Raw genomic sequence first — 15742 nt, 5'->3', positions numbered from 1 at the left:
AGGATTACCGGCGCCTTCCGCAGTCTTGGGAAGAAATCCTGATCCTACTTGGCGCCGACAAGTACGACGGCAATCGTTGCCGGCTGACTGGTCGGATTGCGCCAGGCATGGCGAGCGCCGTGCTGCACGAAGCTATCACCCGACTTCAGCTCGACCGCGACACCGTCGTCCAGCTCGAGGGTGATCGTGCCGCTGATAACAACGCCATAGTCGAGTGTCGGCGTGGTGTGCATGCCGGGATTGTCCATCTCGAAATGCTCGACGATCCCGGGCGCCGCGACGGCATGTTCCGGCCCGGCAAGCTCCGGCCGGAAGTTCGGCGACATCATTACCGAATCCGGCGGGAAGGTGATAATGATGAACGTCGAGGAGCCGGCGGCCGGATGGAGAAGCGTCCCATCACCGGCCATCGGATCCTTGCCGTCGAAGGGCAGGGAAGGGGGCGTGGCGACCGTCCACATGGGGGCCGAAATGAAGCCGGGCGTATGCTTCAGTGCCATTTCGCGCGGCGATGCGCCGTCGCTGACAACGACGGATTTTCCGGATGTGTTTTTAGCGGTGACGACACGTCTGAACGTCATGTTTTCCTCCCGATCGACGAGCCTGACAAAAGGTGGGCGGCCCGCCTCGCAATGCGAGCAGCCCGTAAAGCATCAGGGGCAGATGACATAGTTCGAAAAGCCGCCGTGGCGCTGCTCGATCCCCGAGATTGCACCGTTGACGTCGGCTAGCGGGAAGCTTTTCGTTTCGAAGATCGAGAGGTCGACAGTGCCGGCTTCCACCATATCCGCCATCTCCTGGCCTTCCGCCGTGGTCAGCCAGGCGGAGCCGTAAAGGCGCTGGTTGCGATCCATCAGGCGGTGGACGTCGATTTCGACCGGACCTGCGATCGCGCCAATGTCGACGGCAATGCCGCCGCGGCGCATACTCAGCAAGCCCTGGCGGAAAGTGTCATGCCCAGCACCCGGACCATTGCAATCGAGGAACGCGTCGACACCTTCCCCATCGGTCTGCGCCATCACCCAGTCAGCGACGCTGCCGTCCTCAATCGAGAAGATTTCGATGCGGTTCGAACCCAAGGCCTTGATTTCTTCAAGCAGTTTCCTGTTGCGGGCGGTAATGAGAAGCTTATTCACATTCATGGCAAGGCCGAAAATGATCGCACCGATGCCGAGTGTGCCGGTGCCGCCATTGACCAGAATGGTATCACCTGGGCCCGCATTCACCTTCTTCAATGCAGAATAGGCCGTGCCGAGATAGCCGAGCCGTGCAGCCTGACCGTAATCCATATTATCCGGGATCTTCACGATCGCGGAGGCCGGGGCAACCATGAATTCGCTGAGGCCGCCGATCGGATAGTCCGCAAAGGTCTGCATGGCGTGTTCGGAGAAGCCGAAATAGCCCTGGAAAGCGTAGTGTTTGCAAGAAATCGAGTCGCCGCGACGGCAATGGCGACACGAACCGCAACTGCGGCCCGGATTGACGTAGACACGGTCTCCGACCTTAAGTCCGTGAACCTGCTTGCCAAGGCCGGCAATTTCGCCCGCGGGATCCAGGCCAAAGACGGCCGGTAGCGGGGGTTGCGGCATGTGGGGGAACCAGGTCGGCCAATTGGCAAGAATGTTATGCAGGTTCGGGACGATGCCGCAGGCTTTCACCCGCACGAGGACATCCATGTCGCCCGGCGTCGGCATCGGCAGTGTCTCGATTTTCATTTCACCGCCAACGGTGTGCATGCGAGCGGCGGTCATGGTTTGAGCAATGGTCATGGGTTTCCTCCTCAACTTCAAATCTCGATGACCCGGCAGTCCGGGTGTTCCTCCATCCCGATCAAAGTCGTAATCGTAAAATTTCGAAATTTCAACTGTTTTCGTAATAATATGAGCACGTCAGACGTTAATCTCCAAGTCCTGGAGCCGTCTGATCGGCCTCATTGTGGTGTTAATACAGGATGTTACGAGCGGAGCGGCGTCGTGTTGAATAAGCGGTTCAACGCTACGCGCAAGGTGCTCGAGCTGACAATCGCCTCATTCGGCAGCAGTAAGCGACTTTCGCTTTTTGGGCGGAACGGTCTTCAGGTCGGGGAACAGGTGCCCGGCATGTTCTATGACGTTTTCGCTTGTTTCGCGGATATGCTGGTCTATCAGCGCGAGCGCCTTTTCCTCGTTGCGATCAAGTGTCGCGTCGACGATCATCTTGTGCTCGGCCGCTTTCTCTCGCCAGTACGGTCGGAACTGCGAGGACATCCGCCGATAGCGATGCGCCCGTTCGAAAAGCTTGCTTCTTATCTCCAGGAGTACAGGCGATCCACAGGCCGAAACCAGCGAATAATGAAATTCGCCATGCACGGCGCTCCATTCCTCGGACAGGTAGTATTCGGGCCCCAACCGCTGCTGCAACTTGTCCATGCGATGATACGTGGCGAGAATATTGGCTTCCCAGCGGTCATCGCCGCCCCGGATCGATTTTGAAAGCGATTCGCGCTCAATCAAAATGCGGACGTTTGTCAGATCATTTAGATCGGCAATGGAAACCGGCGCGACTACAAAGCCGCGCTGCCCTTCGGCAATAACGAGATTTTCCGCAGCAAGGCGCGAAAGAGCCTCGCGCAACGTCGAAAAACTGACTGCGTACCTGGTGCGCAGGGCTTCGAACCGAAGTTTCTCCCCTGGTTTTAATGCGCAGTTGATGATGTCCAGGCGCATGCGCTGCAGCACGTCGCCGGCCCGCGTCTCGCTACCTGCTTTTCGATCTTCCAAAACGTGCTCCCGCTCAACCGTCCCGCATGCACATATGCATGTCCCTCAGATATGAAAAATTTCGAAAAAAATCAATATCGCTGATATTTTTGTCTGCCTGAAGCTTGTCAGACCAACACCGCTCATGTTTACGATAATCAGCAAATTTTCGAAAATATAGGAGATTCCGTTGCGTTATTTGAGCTTTTTGCATGGAGGGGAGGCCAGCTTCGGTTGCGTCACTGGAGACGCTGTGACCGATCTAAAAAAACGCAGCGGACTATCGGATCTTGCCAGCTACCTTGCAGCCAATGCCGCAAGTCTCGGTAAGGAGTCGGGCCTCACCCCGGACTATCCGGTCGCCGACATCCGCTACCTCCCGGTCATTCCCAATCCCTCCAAGGTCCTATGCGTAGCGACCAACTATTGGGAATCCGGAGGCGAAGGTGGGGAGAGACCAGACTATCCGCTGACCTTCTCGCGTTTTGCCGCTTCGCAAACAGGCCATGGCGAAGCCTTGCTGAAGCCGGACCTGTCGGAAAAGTTCGACTATGAAGGTGAGCTCGCCGTTATCATCGGCAAGGCCGGCCGTCGAGTTAGTGAGGCCGACGCCCTTTCGTATGTGGCGGGCTATAGCTGCTTTAACGATGGCAGCGTGCGCGACTGGCAAAAACATTCAACGCAATTCACGCCGGGTAAGAACTTCTTCCGCACTGCAGGCTTCGGGCCGTGGATGGTGTCAGCGGATGAAATACCGGATCCGACGGGGCTTTCGCTCAGCACACGGGTGAACGGCGAGTTGCGTCAGAGCAATGATACCAGCAGGCTGATCTTTTCCATCTCTTGGCTGATTTCCTATTTCAGCCAATTCACACTGCTGGAGCCTGGCGACGTGATCGTTACGGGCACGCCCAGTGGCTTCGGCTCGACTCGCAGCCCGCCGGTCTTCCTTGCAGAAGGCGATACGGTGGAGGTCGAGATCGGCGGCATTGGCACATTGCGCAACTCCGTCATCAGCGATTCCGGTACCGTCTAAATAATTTCGATATTTTGGAAGTTTTCGAAATATCTTGCAGAAATCGGATAATTGACGTATCAAAACGGCAATCGACATAGCTTTGCATTGAAATCCAAGGGAGGAGCAGATCATGCACATCGTGCACGCCGTCGGGCACATGAAGGTCAACGTCGCGAACCCGGACGCCGTCATCCGCGATTCCACCGAAATTCTCGGATTAAGGGTGACCTATCGCGATGCTGTGCAAACCTGGCTCAGCTCCAATGGACGCATGGCCGAATTGGTGTTGGTCCACGGCGACGAAAACTCGGCGCATACGATCGGTCTGGAGGCTCTTACCGCCGCCGACGTGGAAGAAGCGGCCTCGCGGATAGAAGGTGCGGGGTGCCGAATTGTTTCGCGCGATCCGACCCTTTCCTGCGTCGATAGGGGCGTCACTTTCGTTACTCCGGAGGGGCTGCGATTCGAGATCCACACGCCGATCCGGAACGACATCAAAGGTCAACGCTTTCCCACGAACGGCATCATGCCGCGACGCATCGACCACATCAACCTGATCTCGCCGGACCCGGCCAAGACTCGCGCGCAATTGACCGCGATTGCCGGAATGCAGTTGTCCGAACGCATGGTTAACGATGCGCTGAGCTGGATGTATGCCGGCAATCGACAGCATCATATCCTTGGTGTGGTCAAGGGGACGGCCGCTGGACTACATCACGTCTCTTTCGAATTTACCGAATTCAACATGTATTGCCGCCTTGGCGACATTCTCGACCGGTTTGACAGACAGATCATGTGGGGCCCGGGTCGTCATCGTCCAGGCGATAACACCTATGCCTATTATACGGATGCCAGCGGCATGATGATCGAATGCTCGGGCCCGATGTCGCACATCGCCGACGACGAACATTTCGAGCCGAACGTCATCACCAATCTCGATCGCCCCGGCAATGTTCGCGACATGAATGTGTGGGGCACGCCGGCGCCGGTTGAATGGCGCGAATATTTCCATCCCTTCACCAAGATCGCCTGACCGAATGCGAGGTAAGAGACCATGCAAGAAAAACTGACTTTCACGTCGGACGGACTTAAGCTGGCCGCAGTCCTGCATATTCCGGACAAGCGGCAGCCCGGCCGAAAACTCCCCGCCTTCATCGTTTGCCACGGCTTCGTCGGCTCCAAGGATGAGAGCCACGCGCAGATCCAGGCGGAGATGCTGGAAGCCTTCGGCTATGTCGCATTGCGGTTTGACTTCCGGTCGTGCGGCGAGAGTGAGGGCGAACGTGCCCAGGTCCGTTGCTTCGATCAGGTGGCTGACGCCAAGAACGCGCTCACTTTCCTTGCCGGCCGCGAGGAAGTCGATCCGAAAAGGATCGGCATTACCGGCCACAGTTTCGGCGCGGCAGTCTCTGTCTACACTGCCGGTGTCGACGACCGCTTCGCCTGCTGCCTTTCATCCTGCGGCTGGGGCAATGGCGAGCGCAAGTTTCGCGGCCAGCATCCGACACCGGACTCCTGGAACAAGTTCATCGGCATTCTCGAGAAAGGTCGCAAGCATAAGCAGGAAACGGGCGAGAGCCTCTGGATGTCCCGCTTCGACGCCGTTCCGATACCGAAGCCGCTGCGCAAGAATCTCTCGCCCAAGGCGATCATGGAAATCCCCGTCGAAACGGCATGGTCGATGTACAATTTCCGCGCCGACGACGTGATTGCCAACATCGCGCCGCGGCCGCTGCTTCTCTTCCATACCGCGAACGATATCATTACGCCGACCGTCGAATCCATCCGCATGTTCGAAAGGGCCGGACAGCCGACCGAACTCATGCTGGTCGACACGACCGCGCATTTCCCGCTCGCGCCCAACGATGCGCCACGTACGAAGATGATGATCAAGGGCTGGCTCGACAAGTTCTTCCCGTCCCCACTCGGTGGCGCGTCATGACGGTTGCGCCTGCAAAGAAGCTGATCCTTCGGGAAGCGCTGGAGGCGTTTGCTGCTGCACTCCTCCAGGCGGGTGGCTTCAGGGCCGATTACGCCCGACAGTCCGCCGAGCACTTGGTTTGGGCCAACCTGCGCGGAGCGGATTCGCATGGGGTCCTGCGAATCCCTCGCTATATTGAGATGGTCGAACTGGGTATCGTGAAGGGCGATGCCCAGCCGACGCTTTCACGTGAATTTGCCGCCGTTGCGGTTCTGGATGGCGATCTCGTGCCGGGCGCATCGGGTATGGCGATGGCGACGGACAAGGCCGTCGAGCTTGCCGGCAAATTCGGAATCGGTCTTTGTTCGGTTATGCGCACCAGTCATGCGGGCGCGGTCGGTTATTTCGCCGAACGCATCGCCCGAGCCGGTTTGGTCGGTATTGTCATGTCGGCCTCCAAGCCGCTGATGGTCTATCATGGCGCACGAGGTGAGGGGGTCTCCACCAATCCCCTCGCGATCGGAGCTCCGGGCAATGATCCGGAGCGGCCGATTGTCCTCGACATGTCAACCGCTGCCGTTGCCTTGGGCAAAGTGATGGCTGCCAAGGATGCGGGCCAGCCGATCCCGCCCGACTGGGGTGTCGATGTCAACGGCGTTCCGACGACCGATCCCTCGCAGGTCAAGGCGGTTCTGCCGATGGCGGGTCCGAAGGGGTCGGGACTTTCGCTGATGATCGAGGTTCTCGTCAGCGTGCTTGGCGGCAATCCACTGATCTCGGTCGCGCTGACGGAGAAGCGTGATGCAGGATTCAATGGTCTGGCCGTTGCGCTGCATCCCGAAGCGTTCGGTTTCGAACACGGTGTCGGCGCGGAGGTGGGCCGGCTTGCGGCGGCTATCAAGGACCTTCCCCCCGCTGAGGGCGTGGACGCTGTGCGGCTTCCTGGCGAGCGCGGCTTCGAACTGGCGGTACAACGTATGTCCAACGGTATTCCGATTGCCGCCGGCACCGCCAGGCGACTCGCTGAAGAGGCCGTGCGGCGCGGCGTTTCCGTGCCCCTGGAGCTCACCTGACGATAACTGTTTTCGTATTCTTTATTGATGCTGATAGTCAGTCGTTGAACTTAGGATTTCCGCGGCAACAGAAAGCTGCCTCGAAATAGCTTGCAAATCGCATAAGTCCGTGCTTATGTGTCCGCATGGTGGAGAATGACTTCTTCCGAGCTTTGGCAGACCCGACCCGCCGCGCGATCTTCGAGAAGCTGGCGGCAGGAAGCATGAACGCCAGCGCCTTGCGCGACGGCATGGACATCAGCCAGCCGGCGATGTCGCAACACCTCGCAGTGCTGCGCAGTGCAAAGCTGGTGAGGGAAGAACGACAGGGGCGTTTCGTAAATTACGAAGTCGATCCCGATGGATTGGCTCTCATCGCCCAGTGGCTCGCAAAATACCGCGCCTATTGGCCGGAGCGTATCGCAGCACTCAAAGTCTTGCTGAAGGACATGGATCAATGAACGAAGGGAAGACCAAGGAGCAGGATAGCGGCGTCGAGTTGGAGTTTGACTTGGGCGATCCGCCGCAAAAGGTCTGGCGTGCCGTCACCATTCCCGAACTTCGGGAAAGGTGGTTGCCGAAGGAGGCATTGGCTGATTCCGATGCGATGGCCGTCATCCCCGGCCAGGAAGTTCGCTACAAGCTGCGTGACGATAACCCGCCTTTCCTTGAAAGCACCGTGACGTTCACGATCACCCCGAATGCCACTGGTGGCACTTGCCTTCGGATCGTCCACGAACTGACGGACGCTAGATTCGATGGAATGGCAAGAGCGCCGGCAAACAGCAACAGCCCGCCCCTTATGCTCGCCGCCTGACACGGCGAGCCTCCCCTCAAAATTCTGAAGCCTGGAGGTCGCCGATGCGCGAAGCGATGCAACTCGTCCCTATGGTTATAGAACAGTCCAGCCGGGGGGAGCGATCCTTTGATATTTATTCCCGGCTTCTGCGCGAGCGGATTATCTTCCTTAATGGCGAGGTGAACGATACCGTCTCGGCGCTCGTCTGCGCGCAACTTCTGTTTCTGGAAGCGGAAAACCCCCATAAGCCCATCAACCTCTATATCAATTCGCCGGGCGGCGTCGTGACCAGCGGCCTGGCCATGTACGACACCATGCGCTTCATCCGTGCGCCGGTTCATACTCTTTGCATGGGGACGGCTCGTTCAATGGGATCGTTCCTGCTGATGGCAGGCGAGCCCGGCGGAAGAGCAGCATTGCCCAATGCCAGTATCCTCATTCACCAGCCCTCCGGCGGCTTTCAAGGGCAGGCTTCCGACATGCTGATTCATGCCGAGGAAATTTTAAAGACCAAGCAACGCATGACGCGGCTCTACGCGGAGCATTGCGGACGTTCCTACGAAGACTTTGAGCGCGGGATGGATCGCGACCGCTTCATGACGGCGGAGGAAGCGCTTGAATGGGGTCTTATCGACCGCATTCTGAAGGTTCGGGAAGACACGAGCAGCCTATAAGCCTTGCCGCAAAAATCCCGATTAAAGCGACACTTGTTTTCTCAACTTCTGCCATGTCACAGAATAGGGGCGGCAGCCACAATGCCCGCGCCTGGCGCAGAGATGCCGACATCAAGCGTCCGGAGAACGGGTGTTAACGCCGCAGGACATCTTGCGGCGTTAGCGGCTTAGAGGGGGCTGCACCTTGCAATCCCGGTCCATGCGGATTAAATGTGGTTACGTAACCACATTGAGGCTCATCATGACCGTCACCACGCTTTCAGGACGAGAGCTCAATCAGGATCTTGGCCGCGCAAAGCGCGCCACCAAGGACGGGCCCGTGATCATCACCGATCGGGGAAGGCCTGCGCATGTTCTCCTGTCGTTCGACGAGTACAAGCGCCTCACAGGTAAGGTGCGAACGCTTGGTGACATGCTGGCGGCGCCGGGTGCGGAAGATATCGACTTGCCGCTCCCGAAACGCACAGAACACGCCCAACGGGTCGATCTGTCCTGATGCTGCTGCTCGATACCAATGTCGTCTCCGAACTACGCAAGGTCGCGAGCGGCAAGGCTGATCCCAATGTCGTGGTCTGGAACGAAACCGTCGATCCGGCCGAGACCTTCATTTCCTCCGTCGTCCTGCACGAACTGGAGATTGGCGTTCGGCTGGTGGAGCATAATGATGCCGCCTCCGGGACGGTACTGCGCAACTGGCTGGAAAATAGCGTTCTCGCTGTGTTTTCCGGCCGTATCCTGCCTCTGGACGAGGCGGCGGCGGTTCAGGCGGCCCGATGGCATGTGCCCAATCCCAAACCGATCAATGACGCCTATATTGCAGCGACAGCCTTCACCCGTCGCATGACGCTGGTCACGCGCAATATCAAGGATTTCGACGGCATGGGAATTGCACTCATCAATCCGTGGGACTCTCAACGCCGCAATAGGACATTCTAACTTTGCGGCTACAAGGTGAATCTGGCGTAATGCAGTTTATGGAACTAAGATTCCGTATGACGATCGCGCCGCCGGCTGGGTTATGACGCAGGGTGCACGTATCAATGCCAACACCTCTTCCGGCCCAGAAATCGGCAATAGTGCCGCGCATCATCTCCCTGCGCTAATCTGCGATCTTCTGCCAAACGGAGACATGTCGATCGCTGACCTTTGTGAATGGCTCCTTTTTCCATCCGCCCCATCGGTCTTTGAGTTTCAAGCCGGCCAGCCGCGCCATAAGATCGAATTCCGCTGGCCAAGCATAACGAAACGGGACCGAGAAGTGCCTATAGCTTCCGTCCCGGAACCAGATGTGGTGAGATGAGAAGTTCTGGTTTACCACATCGTACTCGTCGACGCCCCAATGCGATTCGGAGCGGTCGAATGCCAGGATCGTCTCGCCGAGCGGAAGCCGCTGAAGCGGCGGGACGCCAACCTCGATCAGGAAGTGTCCACCAGTTTCCAGATGCGCGGCCGCGTTTAAAAAGCAAGCGACCTGAGCTTCCTGCGACGTCAGGTTATTGATCGTGTTGAAGGCCAGATAAACAAGGGAAAAGCGCCGCTCGACACGAGTGGTGGCCATGTCGCCGATCACTACCGGAATTTCCGCGCCGCCCTCTTTGGCGCGAAGGCGAGACACCATCGCTCTCGAAAGCTCGATGCCTTCCACCTGTACCCCTTTCCGCGCGAGAGGCAGCGCCAGGCGGCCGGTGCCGATCGCGAACTCCAGGACGCGCCCGCCTCCTGCAAACTCGGCCAGGAGATTGACGGCCGGATCAACTAGCTCCGGGGCCGAGATGCCACCATCGTCATCGTAGGTTGCTGCAACCTCTTCGTCAAAAAGCCCGTCGTCTTGCATCTTGCTTACCTCTCGCTTGAAGACCGGTAGTGCCATCACCTTGCCCGCCGCTTCGCGGACATCGCATCCACTTGCGCTTGCAATCGCGCCACCGCGCGGATCTCATGGCGCGCGACGCCTATGTCCGCCAGATCACGGTCCGATAGCCACTGTAGTGCCTCTTCTGTTTCGCGCCGTTGCCACCAGCCAAGGATGATGGGCGCTCCAAACCGCAAAGCTGCCAGCTTCGTCAGAAAGCTTGGAGCAAAGCGATCGGAAATTTCAGCTTGTCGGAGTTCGAATGTCATAACTTACGTCCAAGTTGTTCAGCGGTGATATCAATCTAGTGAAATGCCATCCGACGTGTTATCGGCAGTCTGTCAATTTATGTCTGTGAGACGCCATGATTGCCCGCGACAACCTGACCAACGTTCATCTGCCGGAAGACGGGTTTGGAGATTATCCCCACACAGCTGTGGCTCAGGGTGGCGCAGAGCCTGCCGGACGAACCTACTCTTTCCACGCGCACTACCGCGCGCAGCTTTTCCAGATCGTGCGTGGTTCGCTTAGGCTGGAGACCGAGCGTGGCTACTTCATCGTTCCGCCTGAACGTGCCGTATTCGTGCCGTCCGCCGTCCTCCACGAAGTGACATACCTGCAGGAGACGGAGCGCAGCTACCTCTTCTTTCGCCCCGACGCGGTCGTGAACCTGCCCTCCCAGGTCTCCGTCATTGGTACGACACCGCTCCTGCGGGAACTTATCCTGGCGTTCCTGGAGATACCTCGTGCGGACGCCGGCAGTGCCCGTGCCGAACGGCTTGTCGCCGTCATTCTCGACCAGCTTGAGACGAGTCCACTCGCGCCGCTGTCCCTTCCCTCGCCGGCATCCGAACGCCTCCGGAGCATCGCTTCAGACATCCGGAACGAACCGGGTGCCGATTGGCCACTCGATGGACTTGCGTCACGTGCGGCCATGTCCCCGCGCAGCTTCCAACGCCATTTCCAATCCGAGACAGGCATGAGCTTCCGCGCCTGGCGTCAGCAGGCGAAACTCCTCAAAGCGGTGGAGTGGCTCGCGGCCGGCCGAAGCGTCGGCGATATCGCCTTCTCGCTCGGCTACTCAGGTCCCAGCGCCTTCATTGCGGTGTTCAGGTCAGCCTTCGGTGTCTCTCCTGGGCAATATTTCCAGCTGGAAGCAAGGGAGACTTTCTGATCAGCGCAGTTGGCTACGTACGTAACCGATGTTCTGCTCCCACGTTGCTCTGGCAGCCCTGATCTGTGATCGCCTATCCATGGACGAGCAACAGGAGTTTCTCCATGGAGACTACAATTGAGTTTCTCACGACCAAGAAGTCTGGACGTGATATGCATCGGCATTGGCCGGACGAAGTCAAGGCGCAGATCGTTTCGGAAAGTCTTCGGCCAGGCGCGATGGTCAATGAGGTCGCAGAGCGCCACGGCTTGAAGCCGAACCACCTGTCCACATGGAGAACGATGGCACGGCAGGGCAAGCTGGTTCTGCCTGCACCCGAGGATGCGGTGGAGTTCGCTGCGGTGATCGTTGATCCACCCGTTTCGGAGCCGCCGATCAAGAAAGCCAGCCGTCCCGAGATCATCGTCGGTGCTGTCACGATACGTTTGGAAGAAGGCGCGTCCGCCACCCGGATCGCCGCTGTCGCACGTGCCCTTGCGGTTCCGGCATGATCTTTCCATCGAACCGCGTCCGGATCATGGTGGCGACCAAGCCGGTCGACTTCCGCAAGGGGCATGACGGATTGGCGGCGCTTGTCAAAAACGAGCTGCACAAGGACCCATTTACGGGGACCGTCTTCGTATTTCGGTCACGCAAGGTGGACCGGTTGAAGCTAATCTACTGGGATGGCAGCGGTCTGGTGATGGCTTACAAGCGGCTGGAGGAGCACACGTTCACTTGGCCAGATATCCGGGACGGCTTGATGACCCTGGGACCTGCCCAGTTCGAAGCGTTGTTTGCGGGGCTCGACTGGCGTCGGGTCCGTTCCATTGAGGCGAGAGCGCCTAACGCCATCGAATAGGTGCGTCACGATGACTCGGGCGGCAAATTTTGACGGAGAGCGGAGCCGCAATTTGATAGCCTTCCACCATGTTGGACGCCGCCGATTTGCCGGACGATATTGCTGCCCTGAAGGCGATGCTGATCGCGGCGCAAGCGCGTGAAGTCCGCAAGGATGATCGGATCGAACGGCTGGAGAAGTTGGTCGCCGCTTTCAAGCAGGTAGCCTTTGGCCGCAAATCCGAGAAGGCCGATCCCGAGCAGTTCGATCTCGCACTGGAGGACTTGGAAACGGCCATTGCGGCCGTCCATGCCGAAGACGAGGCCGATAGCCCTTCGGGTAATCCGCACCCCAAACCACGCGCTGCCAATCGCGGCTCTCTTCCCGCCCACCTTCCTCGTGTCGAGGAGATTATCGAGCCGGAAAGCCTGATCTGCCCCTGTGGCGGCGGCCTGCATTGCATCGGCGAGGACGTGTCCGAGCGGCTGGATGTCGTTCCGGCGCAGTACCATGTCATCGTCACCCGCCGTCCCAAATATGCCTGCCGTTCCTGCTCCGACGGCGTCTCCCAGGTTCCGGCACCTGCTCGACTGATCCACGCCGGATTGCCGACTGAGGCGACTATCGCGCATGTCCTGGTGTCGAAGTACGCCGATCATCTGCCGCTCTACCGCCAGGCCCAGATTATGAGCCGACAGGGCATCGATCTCGACCGCTCCACGCTCGCCGATTGGGTCGGCCGGGCAGCGTTCGAACTGCGTCCGGTCTTCGACGCTCTGATCGCAGACCTGAAGCGGTCGACGAAGCTGTTCATGGACGAGACCCGAGCACCGGTTCTCGATCCCGGCTCCCGCAAAACCAAAACCGGATACTTCTGGGCGTTGGCCCGCGATGACCGACCTTGGGGCGGAGGTGCGCCGCCAGGTGTCGCCTTCACCTATGCACCCAGTCGCGGCGGGCTACATGCCGAACGAATATTGCAAGGGTTCACTGGCATCCTTCAGGTGGATGGCTACGCTGGATATAACCGGCTGATTGCCCCGGATCGCGTCGGCCCGGACATCCGGCTTGCCTATTGTTGGGCCCATGCCCGTCGCAAGCTGGTCGAGATCACGCGCACCGGGTCAGCGCCAATTGCCGAGGAAGGCGTGAGGCGGATCGGCGAACTCTATCGGATCGAGGCGGAGCTGCGCGGCCTTCCCGCCGAAGCTCGGCTTGCAGGAAGGCAGGAGCGATCCGCGCCTTTGATAGCCGACATGCGGTCCTGGCTCACTCAGCATCGTGTCGCTGGTAAGTCGCCGCTTGGCGAAGCGCTTGCCTACATCGCAAAATACTGGGATGGCCTTTGCCGCTTCCTGGCCGATGGCCGCATCGAGATCGACAACAACAGCGTCGAGAGAACAATTCGGCCGATTGCCCTTAACCGCAAGAACGCGCTTTTTGCCGGGCATGATGCCGGAGCGGAGAACTGGGCAACCATCGCCTCACTCATCGAGACGTGCAAGCTCAACGCCGTTGATCCGTTTGCATATTTGACCAACACGCTCACCGCCATTGTCAACGGCCATAAGCAGCGTCAGATCGAGAGTATCCTACCGTGGAATCATCCGGCTGGGTAATATGTGCCAAAGGCTTCCATCGCCCTTTGCGGACTTCTCGGGACCCGCTAAACGTGCCGCTAGAACAGCGAGGGCGCGATGGTCAGAGGCAGAAAGCAGAAACGAGGCGATATCGTTAGGATCGACATTGGAAACGGAAAGCGATTTCACGCCGTTGCCCTAACACATCCGCTGTTCGCTTTTCTCGACGGTGTTTTCGAAAGTGAAGAACCGGTTCAAGACGTGCGAGATCGAGCGGTTCTCTTCAAGCTATGGGTGATGGACAGCGCTGCGAAGTCCGGGCGATGGCCCATCGTTGGAAAGGTTGATCCACCCACGGTGTCCGCGTTGGACGGCGCGGTGTTTTTCAAGCAGGACCGAATTTCGGGCAGAATTTCAGCGTATGATGCCATCGAGAATGCCGAGTCTCCGCTCAGCTTTGAAGAGGCGGACCGCCTAGAATGCGCTGCTGTTTGGAGCCCTGAGCATGTCGAAGACAGGCTTCGTGATCATCTGAACGGCATCTCGAACAAGTGGTGGGCATCAATGCGGCCCCGAAAATAGCGCTGATCGACCTTGTCGGAACGCCCTATGTTGCGGCGAAGCGCCGTCGCACCTTCACGACGGCAGTCTTCGAAACGGCGAAAGCTTCAAGGTGGGAGCGAGACAGCGCTTACCTACGTACGTCCTGGCGGGTTAGTCTTTGGTGCGCAAGCTGGCGAGAACCTCCGTCCCATCGCCGTCTCAGGCGATGTGGAGCACATGAGAATGTCCGGAACAATCTCTCGCCCTGAAGGACCCGGCGATGGCGGAGGATGAGTCGTTCTTCGAAGAACTCATGCCGTGCTCCGGCCGCCACTACGGCATGTGGAGGCAGGCTCAGTCGAAAAAGCCCGCATCCTCTTCCCTGAGATACTTCATTGCCCCTTCAGCGTCGATGTCGAGGCCCAGCCCCGGCGCTTCCAGTAGGTCCACCATGCTGTCTTTCACGATCTGCGGCGGCAATCCGATTATCAGGTCCTCCCACCAGGGATCGGAGGCCGTCGGGTATTCGAAGGCGATGTAATTTGCCGGCAATGTGGCGCAGACATTGATCAACGCACCGAGGCCCAGCAGGCCGTTAGCGGTGCCGTGCGGTGCCATCAGGATCGAATGCATGTAGGCGTGCTCGGCGATCCATTTGAGCTCTGCTATGCCGCCAACATCGGCTGGATCGGGCCCGATGACGCGGACCGCCTGCGTCTCGATCAGTTCCTTGAAATTGTGCCGCAGGTAGATCTGCTCACCAGTGTGGATTGGCGTCGAGGTGGAGGTTGTCAGTTCCCGGTAGGCCTGCGGATTGACCCACGGCACGTAGTCGCCAGTCAGCATGTCCTCGAGCCACATCAGATTGTACTTTTCGACCGCACGAGCGAACTTGATCGCATCGGGCAACATCCAGCCCGGGCCGCAGTCGAGCGCCAGGCTGACCTTGTCGCCCAGCACTTCCTTCATCGCGGCCACGCAGTCGAGCATGTGACTGAAACCGCGCTCGCTGATCACGCCCTGATCCATGGCACCGTGATAGCCGGCCTTCTTCTGCGTCACCCCGTAGTGAAAACCCTCGATGGTGTCCTTCATGTTGGAGTGGAACGAGATTCCTTGCTTGATCATGAAGAAGTTCTGCGGCTGCTCCATCATCCATTTAACGTCAGCGGCGTAATCCTCCGGCCGGTCTCCGGTTCGCTTCTGGCGGACCGAGCCATTGTAGACGAGCACCTTGTCCCGCACCTTGCCGCCGAGCAGTTTATATGCCGGCACGCCCGCGGCCTTGCCGGCAATATCCCACAGCGCATGCTCGATCGCGCTCACTGCCGCGCCATACGGCTTGAAGGAGCCTCGCTGGCGGATTTTCAGCATGACTCTCTCGACGTCGGTCGGGTCCTCGCCGATCAGCGCCTCGCGGAAATGCAGCACCCAGGGCTTGAGATAGACCTTGGTGAATTCGACTTCACCCAAGCCATAGAGGCCCTCGTCTGTGACGATGCGGACGATCGGGTGTTTGCCGATGACGGCACAGCGCAGATCAGTGATCTTCATCTTCGGCCCATTTCGCC

At 58.8% G+C, this 15742-nt stretch carries 20 protein-coding genes; 14 read left to right on the top strand and 6 right to left on the bottom strand.

Going from position 1 to position 15742, the window contains the following annotated elements; genetic code table 11:
- Positions 1-44 precede the first annotated feature (44 nt).
- The 3 genes from EFR00_RS24505 to EFR00_RS24495 all read right to left on the bottom strand — a co-directional run bounded on the left by EFR00_RS24505 (position 45) and on the right by EFR00_RS24495 (position 2759).
- Positions 45-581 (bottom strand): cupin domain-containing protein, encoded by a 537-nt coding sequence (locus tag EFR00_RS24505; RefSeq protein WP_077989811.1) that lies wholly within the window; start codon positions 579-581, stop codon positions 45-47.
- 72 nt (positions 582-653) lie between these two features.
- Positions 654-1769, bottom strand: coding sequence for an alcohol dehydrogenase catalytic domain-containing protein (locus tag EFR00_RS24500; protein WP_077989812.1), 1116 nt, complete (start codon positions 1767-1769; stop codon positions 654-656).
- A 258-nt stretch (positions 1770-2027) separates the two neighbouring features.
- On the bottom strand, positions 2028-2759 hold the full coding sequence (locus EFR00_RS24495; RefSeq protein ID WP_281040130.1) for a GntR family transcriptional regulator: 732 nt from the start codon (positions 2757-2759) through the stop codon (positions 2028-2030).
- A gap of 169 nt (positions 2760-2928) precedes the next feature.
- Here EFR00_RS24495 and EFR00_RS24490 point away from each other — a divergent pair, with 169 nt between their 5' ends.
- From EFR00_RS24490 to EFR00_RS24450, 9 genes are all read left to right on the top strand, one after another.
- Positions 2929-3774 carry a fumarylacetoacetate hydrolase family protein gene (locus EFR00_RS24490; RefSeq protein ID WP_077989813.1) on the top strand — a complete coding sequence of 282 codons (846 nt, stop codon included), beginning with the start codon at positions 2929-2931 and terminating at the stop codon, positions 3772-3774.
- 139 nt (positions 3775-3913) lie between these two features.
- Positions 3914-4789 carry a VOC family protein gene (locus tag EFR00_RS24485; RefSeq protein WP_245435270.1) on the top strand — a complete coding sequence of 292 codons (876 nt, stop codon included), beginning with the start codon at positions 3914-3916 and terminating at the stop codon, positions 4787-4789.
- Positions 4790-4810: 21 nt separating this feature from the next.
- Positions 4811-5698 (top strand): alpha/beta hydrolase, encoded by an 888-nt coding sequence (locus EFR00_RS24480; RefSeq protein WP_077989815.1) that lies wholly within the window; start codon positions 4811-4813, stop codon positions 5696-5698.
- Positions 5695-6750, top strand: a complete 1056-nt coding sequence (locus EFR00_RS24475) for an Ldh family oxidoreductase (protein WP_077989816.1) — start codon at positions 5695-5697, stop codon at positions 6748-6750. Before EFR00_RS24480 ends, EFR00_RS24475 begins: the two co-directional genes overlap by 4 nt.
- 125 nt (positions 6751-6875) lie before the next feature.
- Positions 6876-7190, top strand: a complete 315-nt coding sequence (locus EFR00_RS24470; protein WP_009993813.1) for an ArsR/SmtB family transcription factor — start codon at positions 6876-6878, stop codon at positions 7188-7190.
- Positions 7187-7546: an SRPBCC family protein gene (locus EFR00_RS24465; protein ID WP_040112083.1), complete on the top strand. Its 360-nt coding sequence runs from the start codon at positions 7187-7189 to the stop codon at positions 7544-7546. The genes EFR00_RS24470 and EFR00_RS24465 overlap by 4 nt, the downstream gene beginning before the upstream one ends.
- A gap of 44 nt (positions 7547-7590) precedes the next feature.
- Positions 7591-8202 carry an ATP-dependent Clp protease proteolytic subunit gene (locus EFR00_RS24460; protein ID WP_009993816.1) on the top strand — a complete coding sequence of 204 codons (612 nt, stop codon included), beginning with the start codon at positions 7591-7593 and terminating at the stop codon, positions 8200-8202.
- A 241-nt stretch (positions 8203-8443) separates the two neighbouring features.
- Entirely contained in the window at positions 8444-8698 is a 255-nt protein-coding gene (locus EFR00_RS24455) for a type II toxin-antitoxin system Phd/YefM family antitoxin (RefSeq protein ID WP_009993817.1), read from the top strand.
- Positions 8698-9138: a type II toxin-antitoxin system VapC family toxin gene (locus EFR00_RS24450; protein WP_040112082.1), complete on the top strand. Its 441-nt coding sequence runs from the start codon at positions 8698-8700 to the stop codon at positions 9136-9138. The genes EFR00_RS24455 and EFR00_RS24450 overlap by 1 nt, the downstream gene beginning before the upstream one ends.
- 163 nt (positions 9139-9301) lie before the next feature.
- Here EFR00_RS24450 and EFR00_RS24445 read toward each other — a convergent pair whose 3' ends face one another.
- Both EFR00_RS24445 and EFR00_RS24440 read right to left on the bottom strand, forming a co-directional pair.
- Entirely contained in the window at positions 9302-10072 is a 771-nt protein-coding gene (locus EFR00_RS24445; protein ID WP_225880889.1) for a class I SAM-dependent DNA methyltransferase, read from the bottom strand.
- Complete coding sequence (locus EFR00_RS24440; protein WP_009990068.1) at positions 10072-10323, bottom strand: DUF1127 domain-containing protein; 252 nt, start codon at positions 10321-10323, stop codon at positions 10072-10074. The genes EFR00_RS24445 and EFR00_RS24440 overlap by 1 nt, the downstream gene beginning before the upstream one ends.
- Positions 10324-10418: 95 nt before the next feature.
- On the opposite strand from EFR00_RS24440, the gene EFR00_RS24435 reads away from it, so the two are divergent.
- From EFR00_RS24435 to EFR00_RS24420, 5 genes are all read left to right on the top strand, one after another.
- On the top strand, positions 10419-11228 hold the full coding sequence (locus EFR00_RS24435; RefSeq protein WP_077989817.1) for an AraC family transcriptional regulator: 810 nt from the start codon (positions 10419-10421) through the stop codon (positions 11226-11228).
- 104 nt (positions 11229-11332) lie between these two features.
- Positions 11333-11719, top strand: a complete 387-nt coding sequence (tnpA, locus tag EFR00_RS32850; protein WP_037174792.1) for an IS66-like element accessory protein TnpA — start codon at positions 11333-11335, stop codon at positions 11717-11719.
- Positions 11716-12069 (top strand): IS66 family insertion sequence element accessory protein TnpB, encoded by a 354-nt coding sequence (gene tnpB / locus EFR00_RS32845; protein WP_009987304.1) that lies wholly within the window; start codon positions 11716-11718, stop codon positions 12067-12069. The genes tnpA and tnpB overlap by 4 nt, the downstream gene beginning before the upstream one ends.
- A 68-nt stretch (positions 12070-12137) precedes the next feature.
- Positions 12138-13667: an IS66 family transposase gene (gene tnpC, locus EFR00_RS24425; protein WP_008533971.1), complete on the top strand. Its 1530-nt coding sequence runs from the start codon at positions 12138-12140 to the stop codon at positions 13665-13667.
- A 78-nt stretch (positions 13668-13745) separates the two neighbouring features.
- The gene (locus tag EFR00_RS24420; RefSeq protein WP_008533972.1) at positions 13746-14210 is read left to right on the top strand and encodes an Imm26 family immunity protein; all 465 of its coding nucleotides are present in this window, start codon (positions 13746-13748) and stop codon (positions 14208-14210) included.
- Positions 14211-14525: 315 nt separating this feature from the next.
- Here EFR00_RS24420 and EFR00_RS24415 read toward each other — a convergent pair whose 3' ends face one another.
- Positions 14526-15725, bottom strand: coding sequence for a mandelate racemase/muconate lactonizing enzyme family protein (locus EFR00_RS24415; RefSeq protein WP_077989818.1), 1200 nt, complete (start codon positions 15723-15725; stop codon positions 14526-14528).
- Positions 15726-15742 lie beyond the last annotated feature (17 nt).

The organism is Rhizobium sophoriradicis (genome assembly GCF_003939025.1).
Classification (GTDB): Bacteria; Pseudomonadota; Alphaproteobacteria; order Rhizobiales; family Rhizobiaceae; genus Rhizobium; species Rhizobium sophoriradicis.
The sequence above is the reverse complement of the archived record's forward strand: the minus strand, read 5'-3'. Positions and strand labels throughout refer to the sequence as shown.

Excerpts from the sequence above, each read along its gene's own strand:
- EFR00_RS24505 (WP_077989811.1), bottom strand. The coding sequence starts at position 581 with ATGACGTTCAGACGTGTCGTCACCGCTAAAAACACATCCGGAAAATCC.
- EFR00_RS24500 (WP_077989812.1), bottom strand. The coding sequence starts at position 1,769 with ATGACCATTGCTCAAACCATGACCGCCGCTCGCATGCACACCGTTGGC.
- EFR00_RS24485 (WP_245435270.1), top strand. The coding sequence starts at position 3,914 with ATGAAGGTCAACGTCGCGAACCCGGACGCCGTCATCCGCGATTCCACC.
- EFR00_RS24480 (WP_077989815.1), top strand. The coding sequence starts at position 4,811 with ATGCAAGAAAAACTGACTTTCACGTCGGACGGACTTAAGCTGGCCGCA.
- EFR00_RS24475 (WP_077989816.1), top strand. The coding sequence starts at position 5,695 with ATGACGGTTGCGCCTGCAAAGAAGCTGATCCTTCGGGAAGCGCTGGAG.
- EFR00_RS24470 (WP_009993813.1), top strand. The coding sequence starts at position 6,876 with ATGGTGGAGAATGACTTCTTCCGAGCTTTGGCAGACCCGACCCGCCGC.
- EFR00_RS24465 (WP_040112083.1), top strand. The coding sequence starts at position 7,187 with ATGAACGAAGGGAAGACCAAGGAGCAGGATAGCGGCGTCGAGTTGGAG.
- EFR00_RS24460 (WP_009993816.1), top strand. The coding sequence starts at position 7,591 with ATGCGCGAAGCGATGCAACTCGTCCCTATGGTTATAGAACAGTCCAGC.
- EFR00_RS24455 (WP_009993817.1), top strand. The coding sequence starts at position 8,444 with ATGACCGTCACCACGCTTTCAGGACGAGAGCTCAATCAGGATCTTGGC.
- EFR00_RS24450 (WP_040112082.1), top strand. The coding sequence starts at position 8,698 with ATGCTGCTGCTCGATACCAATGTCGTCTCCGAACTACGCAAGGTCGCG.
- EFR00_RS24445 (WP_225880889.1), bottom strand. The coding sequence starts at position 10,072 with ATGGCACTACCGGTCTTCAAGCGAGAGGTAAGCAAGATGCAAGACGAC.
- EFR00_RS24440 (WP_009990068.1), bottom strand. The coding sequence starts at position 10,323 with ATGACATTCGAACTCCGACAAGCTGAAATTTCCGATCGCTTTGCTCCA.
- EFR00_RS24435 (WP_077989817.1), top strand. The coding sequence starts at position 10,419 with ATGATTGCCCGCGACAACCTGACCAACGTTCATCTGCCGGAAGACGGG.
- tnpA (WP_037174792.1), top strand. The coding sequence starts at position 11,333 with ATGGAGACTACAATTGAGTTTCTCACGACCAAGAAGTCTGGACGTGAT.
- tnpB (WP_009987304.1), top strand. The coding sequence starts at position 11,716 with ATGATCTTTCCATCGAACCGCGTCCGGATCATGGTGGCGACCAAGCCG.
- tnpC (WP_008533971.1), top strand. The coding sequence starts at position 12,138 with ATGTTGGACGCCGCCGATTTGCCGGACGATATTGCTGCCCTGAAGGCG.
- EFR00_RS24420 (WP_008533972.1), top strand. The coding sequence starts at position 13,746 with ATGGTCAGAGGCAGAAAGCAGAAACGAGGCGATATCGTTAGGATCGAC.
- EFR00_RS24415 (WP_077989818.1), bottom strand. The coding sequence starts at position 15,725 with ATGAAGATCACTGATCTGCGCTGTGCCGTCATCGGCAAACACCCGATC.